Source organism: Desmonostoc vinosum (genome assembly GCF_059505385.1).
Map to the genome: position 1 here is coordinate 1 of NZ_JCACKM010000220.1, position 8,799 is coordinate 8,799.

Annotated in this window: 6 protein-coding genes; all 6 read right to left on the reverse strand. The window is 43.3% G+C overall.

Going from position 1 to position 8,799, the window contains the following annotated elements; genetic code table 11:
• Window positions 1-114: 114 nt before the first annotated feature.
• The gene (gene aroF / locus AC5JMF_RS25810) at window positions 115-1,179 is read right to left on the reverse strand and encodes a 3-deoxy-7-phosphoheptulonate synthase (RefSeq protein ID WP_495798559.1); all 1,065 of its coding nucleotides are present in this window, start codon (window positions 1,177-1,179) and stop codon (window positions 115-117) included.
• 124 nt (window positions 1,180-1,303) lie between these two features.
• Window positions 1,304-2,536 (reverse strand): tryptophan synthase subunit beta, encoded by a 1,233-nt coding sequence (gene trpB / locus AC5JMF_RS25815; RefSeq protein ID WP_495798560.1) that lies wholly within the window; start codon window positions 2,534-2,536, stop codon window positions 1,304-1,306.
• A 212-nt stretch (window positions 2,537-2,748) separates the two neighbouring features.
• Window positions 2,749-3,573: a tryptophan synthase subunit alpha gene (trpA, locus tag AC5JMF_RS25820; protein ID WP_495798561.1), complete on the reverse strand. Its 825-nt coding sequence runs from the start codon at window positions 3,571-3,573 to the stop codon at window positions 2,749-2,751.
• Between the two features lie 244 nt (window positions 3,574-3,817).
• Window positions 3,818-4,642, reverse strand: coding sequence for an indole-3-glycerol phosphate synthase TrpC (gene trpC, locus AC5JMF_RS25825; RefSeq protein WP_495798562.1), 825 nt, complete (start codon window positions 4,640-4,642; stop codon window positions 3,818-3,820).
• 84 nt (window positions 4,643-4,726) lie between these two features.
• Complete coding sequence (locus AC5JMF_RS25830; protein ID WP_495798563.1) at window positions 4,727-6,937, reverse strand: anthranilate synthase; 2,211 nt, start codon at window positions 6,935-6,937, stop codon at window positions 4,727-4,729.
• 295 nt (window positions 6,938-7,232) lie between these two features.
• Window positions 7,233-8,615 carry an alkaline phosphatase family protein gene (locus AC5JMF_RS25835; RefSeq protein ID WP_495798564.1) on the reverse strand — a complete coding sequence of 461 codons (1,383 nt, stop codon included), beginning with the start codon at window positions 8,613-8,615 and terminating at the stop codon, window positions 7,233-7,235.
• Window positions 8,616-8,799 lie beyond the last annotated feature (184 nt).

The following is an 8,799-nucleotide window of genomic DNA, read 5'->3' on the forward strand; positions in this document are numbered from 1 at the left end:
TGCTATTAGGCAGAGACTTGAGTCTCTGACGGTTCAAGTATTTTTGCAAGAAGTTTATTCTCCCTCCGTTAGCCAAAGTATGGGGGTGACTTCCATACTTTGGCTAACGGAAGCTTAAACAGAAGTTACCAAAGCAGGTTGAGACCATCTACCAACGACTTTACCAATCAGGGACATTTCCTGTGTCAAACGGTCAAATCTCTCAGGAGTTAAGGATTGAGGCCCGTCTGAGAGTGCCCTGGCTGGATTGGGGTGAACTTCAATCATTAAAGCATCTGCACCTGCGGCGATGGCAGCCATAGCCATGGGTGCAACATACTCGGATTTCCCTGTGCCATGACTAGGATCAATCATAATTGGCAGATGGGTAAGCGATCGCAATACTGGGATCACCGATAAATCTAAAGTATTACGCGCATATTTGGCATCAAACGTTCTAATCCCCCGCTCACAAAGAATGACATTGGAATTTCCCGATGCCATGATATACTCTGCTGCCATCAGCCACTCGTCAATTGTGGCTGACATGCCACGTTTGAGCAGTACGGGTTTATCTTGAGCGCCTACTTTTTTCAACAACGAGAAGTTATGCATATTTCGCGCCCCTACTTGGATAATATCAGCTACTCTTGCAACTGCTGCTAAGTCCGCAGTATCCATAACTTCTGTGATGATCCCCAAACCTGTAACCTCACGAGCTGTAGCCAACAACTCTAAAGCACTCTCACCATGTCCTTGAAATGCATAAGGTGAAGTACGAGGTTTATAAGCTCCCCCACGGAGAAACTTTGCTCCTGCTACCTTCACCCGCTTTGCTGTTTCCACAATCATCTCTTCATTTTCAACCGAACAAGGCCCAGCCACGACTACTATCGGATGATGCTCTCCAAAATAGACGCGACCATTAGGTGTAGGTACAACGATTTCGCTGGCTTCTCCATATCGGAATTCTCGACTCACCCGTTTAAAAGATTGTTGCACTCGCAATACTTGTTGAATCCATTGGCTCAACTCCTGAACTTGCAACGTATCAATAGTAGAAGTATCACCAATTATTCCTAAAACAATTGTATGTTCGCCAACGCTTTTTTCTACTGTGACTCTCCAAACATGTTTTAGCTCTTGGCTAATGCGATTAATTTCATCAACAGGCGTACCTTTTTTAAGTACTACAATCATCTTTTTGTCCTCATTGATTTAGTGTTTTGTTACAGGGACTAGGGACTAAGTAATTATCTTTCTCCCTCATCCCCCTCATCCCCCTCATCTCCCGGTTGGTGAGCGAAGTCGAACCACATCCCCTTCATCCCCCGATCACTTTCGCCACAGTTTGCACATCTTTATCACCTCTGCCAGAGCAATTAATGACTATGCGGGGACTACCATTTAGTTGAGAGAGGGTTTCTAAGGCGGCGATCGCATGGGCTGTTTCGAGAGCTGGAATAATTCCTTCTAGTTGCGAAAGCCTCTCAAATGCTTCTAGTGCTTGTTTATCGGTGATGCTGTAATACTCAGCGCGACCCAAATCCTTTAAAAAACTGTGTTCAGGCCCGACACCTGGATAGTCTAATCCTGCACTAATTGAATGTGCTTCAATGATTTGACCATCATCATCTTGGAGTAGGTAACTCATTGCACCGTGCAAAACTCCAACTTTGCCATGCGTAAGAGTTGCTGCATGTTTTTCTGTATCTACACCTTCACCCGCCGCCTCTATTCCAATCAGACGCACAGCAGATTCATCGACAAACTCATGAAACAATCCAATTGCATTAGAACCGCCACCCACACAAGCCAAAAGAATATTTGGTAGCCCTCCCCATTTCTCGTGACACTGAAGACGAGTTTCTTTACCAATTACTGCTTGAAAGTCACGTACCAACATAGGGTAGGGATGCGGGCCAGCTACAGAACCTAAGATGTAGTGCGTAGTTTCGACATTTGTCACCCAATCCCGAATAGCCTCAGAAGTTGCGTCCTTGAGAGTGCCAGTACCCGCTGTCACAGGACGTACTTCTGCCCCCATTAACTTCATCCGAAATACATTCAAGGCTTGGCGTTCCATATCGTGGATGCCCATGTAAATCACACACGTTAAACCAAACCTTGCACACACTGTTGCAGTTGCTACTCCGTGCTGACCAGCACCAGTTTCTGCAATAATTCGCTGTTTACCCATGCGTTGAGCTAGTAATACTTGAGCCAGTGCATTGTTAATTTTGTGAGCGCCTGTATGATTTAAGTCTTCGCGTTTTAAGTAAATTTGCGCCCCTGTACCATCTGGTCTAGCATAGTGCTTTGTCAGGCGTTCCGCAAAATACAGAGGGGTAGGTCTTCCTACGTAGTCTTTTAGTAAGTTTTGTAGTTCGGCTTGGAAATTTGGTTCATTACGGTATTGTTGAAACGCTGTTTCTAGTTCGCTTAATGCTGGCATTAAGGTTTCGGGGACATATTTACCGCCGAATTTGCCAAATCTGCCTAAAGAGTCAGGTCGGACAGTTGCTGTAAGTATCGTGTTGTCTTGTATGCTGACCACAGTTAAAAACCTTTTTTGTACAAATATCTTTCTCTTTCTTGGCGCACTTGGCGTCTTGGTGGTTTCGGATAAGGTAACGAACATCCTAAGAAACACATTTTATAAACCTTACCCAGTAATAATTTCAGGTTTTGAATTTGAATGTGTTTCTTGATTTTATTGTGGGCGTGGTTCACTAAGCGCAGAGAACGCCAACAGAAGAGTTTGGAGAGTTACTTGAGCAAACCAACTTGTTGTAGCGGTGTGGAGGTAATTGCTGTTTTGAGTTCACGACAAAGTTGTTCAATAGCTTGCAGTCCTTGAATGGGGCTATCTTCGGCTAGGCGTTTGACAAAGGCACTACCAACAATTACTGCATCTGCACCCCATTCTCTAACTTGATGTGCTTGTTCTGGTGCGGAGATACCAAAGCCAACCCCGATGGGTTTGTTGGTGATGCTTCGTATATCTGTTAATAAATGCTTGACGCGTTCTTGGAGTTGCGAACGCATACCTGTGACACCAGTGACGCTAACAAGATAAATGAATCCTTGAGATTGACGGGCGATCGCTTCAATCCTATCTTTAGAACTAGTGGGAGCTATAAGTAAGATAATTTCGATCCCAAAAGAGGCAGCAGTTTGGATTAATTCTTCTGCCTCTTCTAGGGGTAAGTCTGGCACTACCAAACCTTGCACCCCGGCAGTAGCAATTTCTGCTAAAAATGGCTTAATCCCCCGGTGCAAAATGGGATTGTAGTAAGTAAACAAAATTATCGGTGCTTTCAGGCTAGGACTCACAGTTTGCAGCATCTCCAAGACTTGTTTTAACTTAGTGCCTTTTTGCAAAGCGCGGGTTGCAGCTGCTTGAATCACAGGCCCATCTGCAAGAGGATCAGAATAGGGAACGCCTAACTCTATAAAGTCAGCACCATGGCGATCTAAAATAACCAAAGCTTCAGCCGTAGTTTCTAAATTAGGATCGCCAGCTGTAATAAAAGGAATTAACGCACACTGTTGGCGATCGCGTAAAGATTGAAATTTATCAGAAATCATCATTTGTAAGTAGTTGTGCAAAATAAATTATCTAGTTGAGACAGGGAATGGGGAATAGGGAATAGGGAATGGGGATTTGTCATTTGTCATTGATTATTTATTCTCCGCGTCCCCCGAAGGGTGACGCTCGCAAGCTCGCTAACGCTGCGCTAACGCAGTCGCCTGCGGAGGGAAACCCTCCTGCAGCGCTGTCTCACCGCGTCCCCGCGTCTCCCTCATCTCCCCCTACCCCCTGCGGTTTCAACGCTTAACAGCTTACAAGACCACGCACAGCTTCCTCTACATCGTCTTGCTTCACTAGAGACTCTCCCACCAAAACCGCACGCACACCAGCCTCAGCCACCAGAGATAAATCAGCAGCAGTGTACAGTCCAGACTCACTCACAACAGTAATATCCAAACTTGCCAATTGTTGCGATCGTTGTATTAAAAGTTGCTGCGTTACTCCCAAATTAACCGTAAAATCCTCTAGATTGCGATTATTAATCCCTACCAAACGCAGGTTGTGAAGTTTTAGCACCCGGTCTAGTTCTGTTAGCGTATGGACTTCCACTAAAGCATTCATACCCAAATCGTGAATGAGTTGTAAAAACTCTTGCAGTTTGCTGTCTGACAGGATGGCAGCAATTAACAACACAGCATCTGCACCTACTGCTCGCGCTAGATAAATTTGGTAGGGATCAATGATAAACTCCTTACACAGTAAAGGTAAAGTTACTGTGTGACGGATAGCACTCAAATTTTCAAAACTACCTTGAAAGAACTTTTGGTCAGTGAGGACTGATAAACAAGCGGCACCACCTCGTTCATAAGCTTGAGCGATCGCAATTGCATCAAAAGCTGCTCGAATAATTCCCCGACTTGGTGATGCTTTTTTTACTTCGGCTATCAAGCTAGGGTTACTAGGATTTTGCTGCAAAGCAGTCAAAAAATTGCGTGTAGTCGGAGCAAAGCTTAACTGATGTTGCAAAGTAGCCCAAGAAAATTCTTGCTGCATTTTTGCAACCTCCTGCTTTTTATACCAGACAATTTCCTCAAGAATGTTCTGAGGAGGGGGAATTTGGTTTTTCATGCAGCTAGTGAGGGGTGAGGAAGGCAGGGGGCAGGTGTAGGTTGTTTTGAACGACACGGGGACGCGAGGACGCGTCCAAATTCCCTATTCCCTATTCCCAACGACTAATGACTCTTTCGTTGACGTATACGCACGTACTACGTTTTTAATAATTACTAAACCAACTTCTCCTGCTAGAGTCATAATGGACTCTGGATGAAATTGAACGGCGGCGATGGGAAGTGTCTGATGTTCAATTGCCATAATTACATCGTCGTCAGAAATTGCCGTGATTTTAAGTGCTTGTGGCAATCTTTGTGGCAGAGCAAATAATGAATGATATCTACCAACTGCAAAGGATTGTGGCAGGTCTTTGAACATCACAGAATCAGAATCGGTGACGAAAATCCGGGAGGATTTGCCATGCTGGGGATAGTTAAGAACTCCTAACTCTCCACCAAAAGCTTCTACTATCCCTTGCAGTCCCAAGCAAACGCCGAATAAGGGAATTTGACGACGCACACAGGCGTTGACGGTCTGTGGTACTCTAAAATCATTTGGTCTACCAGGGCCGGGCGATAAGACTACTAAATCAGGGCGTTCTGTGTCAAATAGGGATTCACAAAAGCCATGACGTAGTGTGGTGACGCTGACACCAGTTTGTCTGATGTAATTGGCTAGTGTATGTACAAATGAGTCTTCATGGTCAATTAGGAGAATGCGTTTGCTGTGTTTGATATCTGGGTAGGATTGATTCGATTTTGGAGAACTGTACTCATCGGTTTTCGTATTCGTTTGCTGGGCACGACGAATCGTTTCAAATGCAGCAGCAGCTTTAGTAATTGTTTCTTGTTCTTCTGCGGAGGGTACGGAATCATATAGAACAGTAGCACCAACTCGTACTTGAGCGATCGCATCTTTCAAGCGAATTGTTCTCAAAGTTAAGCCTGTGTTTAAATTTCCATTGAAATTTAAATAACCAACTGCCCCACCATACCAACGACGGGCGCTACGTTCGTGCTGTTCGATAAACTCAATTGCAGCCCTTTTGGGTGCGCCTGTAACTGTGACTGCCCAAGTATGACTAAGAAATGCATCTAAGGCATCAAATTCTTTCCGCAGTATTCCTTCTACATGATCTACTGTATGGATGAGGTGACTGTATAATTCGATTTGCCGACGCCCAATGACTCTAACTGAACCAGGTTCACAAATGCGAGATTTGTCATTGCGGTCTACGTCTGTACACATGGTCAACTCGGCTTCATCTTTGTGTGAGTTGAGCAAGGAACGAATTTGTACCGCATCGTCGATTGCATCCTGTCCTCTACTAATCGTGCCACTAATCGGACAAGTTTCGATACGTCTGCCTTCCACCCGCACAAACATTTCTGGCGATGCACCAATGAGGTATTCTCCACCAAGATTAAAAATGAATCCGTAAGGACTGGGATTGATTTGTTTTAAGGTTTTAAATAGCTGACTGGGTGGTTGTTGGCAAGGTGTCAAAAAGTTTTGACTAGGAACAACTTCAAATAAATCACCCCGACGGAAGTAATCGAGTGCTTTTTCTACTAGCTTTGCATATTCTCCCTTTTGATGATCAGCAGTTTGAGTTGGTAGGAGTCGCTTGCCTCGATAATCAATAGATTCACCTGTGCGTGGTAAATTATTGGTGCTACCATGCACTGTTTCAAATTCATATCGTAGACAAAATGCACGTTGTTGGTAGTAGTCTACAATTACTAATTCATCAGGTAAGTAAAGTACTAAATCACGCTGGTCTGTGGGACGTTCTAGACGCTGAGAAATAGGTTCAAATTGAAATACTAAGTCGTAACCAAATGCACCGTATAACCCTAGATGCTCATCTTCTGAGCTAGAGAAAATATGTAAGATTTCACGAATAACTGTAAAAGCTGAAGGTTGTTTACTACGTTCTTCTTCGGCAAAAAATTTTTGAGTTTGTTTGATAGATCCGGTGATACAATTATTTTTTTGAGTGACTGATTGGAGTTGTTGCGACTGCGATAGATGTTCTAAAAATAATGGTAAGAGAACCTGACCGCGATCGCTAAGCGCTGTGATGGTGAAACAGTTATCCCGTGTTGTCAATTCCAATGGTGGATTAAAAAATCCTATTGCCCATCTCTTATAACGTCCTGGGTATTCGTAGCTGCTATTAAGTAATCCTCCACGCTGCGAATTCAAATGAAACAGAATATCTTCAAGGGCGCTGCCCATCTTCAATTCAGTTACAGAACGAGATACAAAAACGCCGCTCAGAGTTGTATAATAATGAGAATTAATCATCATAGGGAATAGGGAGTGGGGAGTGGGGAGTGGGGAGTAGGGAAGAGGTATATTTATACCCTCGTTCTGTAATTCATTATATGATTGTCTAGTTTTTAATTTCTAATTAAATATAGATAAAGGCCTAATACAAGTGGTTCATTTCTTAATTAAGTTTACTCAATATGACACAACTTAATAAATGAATAATTTTTTGATACAGCTATCAATTTATTTGCTTTTCATTCAAGACACTCACAAAGGTATAAAGATCTCTTCCCCTATTCCCTACACTTCGACTCCGCTCAGTACAAGCTCCCTACTGCCTACTTCCCATTAAATCATAGAGAATAAGTTGACAAACATTGATCGCTTGGATTGATGAAGAATCTCGCAAGTGAGTTGATTTACTAATCAATAACGGCCCTTCAACCGGGGAAGACGGAAGACAACCGTGAGAACCACGTACTAAAGAAGCATCTAAAGGAATGACATCCATCAAGTAGCGAAAACCTAACTGTTTTTTGAGCAGTGTCAAACCGATTTTGAATTGGGGAAATTTGATTTGGGGGTCGAGAAAAAGTTCTACAGGATCATAACCAGGTTTGCGATGAATATCTACCGTGGTAGCGAAATCAGGGGCACGCTGATCATTTAGCCAGTAATAATAAGTAAACCAAGCATTTGGTTGAGCTACTGCTATCAACTCTCCTGAACGAGAATGGCCCAAACCGGAGGCTGATTTTTCGGTATCATCCAACACATAGGCAACTCCTACAGTTTCTTCTAAAAGCGATCGCACTTTCGGGATATAAAAAGGATCATTGACATAAACATGGGCAATTTGATGATCTGCGACAGCAAAAGCTTTACTAGCACCAGCATCTAATAGTTCGCGTCCTAATTCTTCGCGTATCGTCAGTAAACCATGTTCGCGGAGGATGCGATTGAGATGAATGGGTTGGGATACTGGTGTAATCCCGTATTCTGACAAGATGATAACTTGAGCGCCTTGATTTTCATAGTATTGAATCAAATCGCCACAAATGGTATCAATTTCTTGTAAGTCTGACGCTATTTTGTTCACATCAGGGCCATATTTTTGTAAGCAGTAGTCCAGATGCGGCAAATAGACGAGTGTCAAAGTGGGATGATGGGATTCTTCCAACCATTTTGCTGATTCTGCAATCCATTGGCTAGAACGAATCGATGTATTGGGGCCCCAGAAATTGAATAAAGGGAACTGACCTAGTTTAGCTTGGAGATGCGATCGCAGATTTCCTGGTTGTGTATAAATATCGGGAATTTTTCTACCATCAGCAGGATACATTGGTCTAGGCGTGACTGCGTAGTCTACCGTAGAGTGCATATTATACCACCAAAACAAGTTAGCACAAGTAAAGCTAGGATCAAGTGCTTTGGCAATATCCCATATCTTGGGAGCCTGAACCAGCCGATTAGATTGTCGCCAAAATTTAATCTCACACTCATCTCGAAAGTACCAACCATTGGCAACAATTCCATGTTCACTAGGTAGTTTACCCGTGAGATAAGTTGCTTGCATCGTACAAGTAACAGCAGGTAACACAGGTTCTATCGATACCACTTTTCCGGTAGATGCCCAACGGGACAACAAAGGTGTATGCTCTCCCAATAGACTTGGTGTTAATCCCACTACATTGAGAACAACTGTTTTTTGCATAAAAACGAACCTTTAGTAATACTTTGTCAAGCTAAACCCCACAGCTAAATAGCCCACAACAAAACACCTGCCATAAAAATAAAGAACAGAGTTCCTTGTGAACGCAGTTCATGGAATCTCTTACAAAAATCCTTCTTTGCGTTCTCTTCTCTGCGTCTCTGTCTTGAAAAGTTGAGCCACTGCG

Bases quoted from the DNA above. Each gene is read 5' to 3' on its own strand.
- aroF (WP_495798559.1), bottom strand. From the start codon at position 1,179: ATGATTGTAGTACTTAAAAAAGGTACGCCTGTTGATGAAATTAATCGC.
- trpA (WP_495798561.1), bottom strand. From the start codon at position 3,573: ATGATGATTTCTGATAAATTTCAATCTTTACGCGATCGCCAACAGTGT.
- trpC (WP_495798562.1), bottom strand. From the start codon at position 4,642: ATGAAAAACCAAATTCCCCCTCCTCAGAACATTCTTGAGGAAATTGTC.
- AC5JMF_RS25830 (WP_495798563.1), bottom strand. From the start codon at position 6,937: ATGATGATTAATTCTCATTATTATACAACTCTGAGCGGCGTTTTTGTA.
- AC5JMF_RS25835 (WP_495798564.1), bottom strand. From the start codon at position 8,615: ATGCAAAAAACAGTTGTTCTCAATGTAGTGGGATTAACACCAAGTCTA.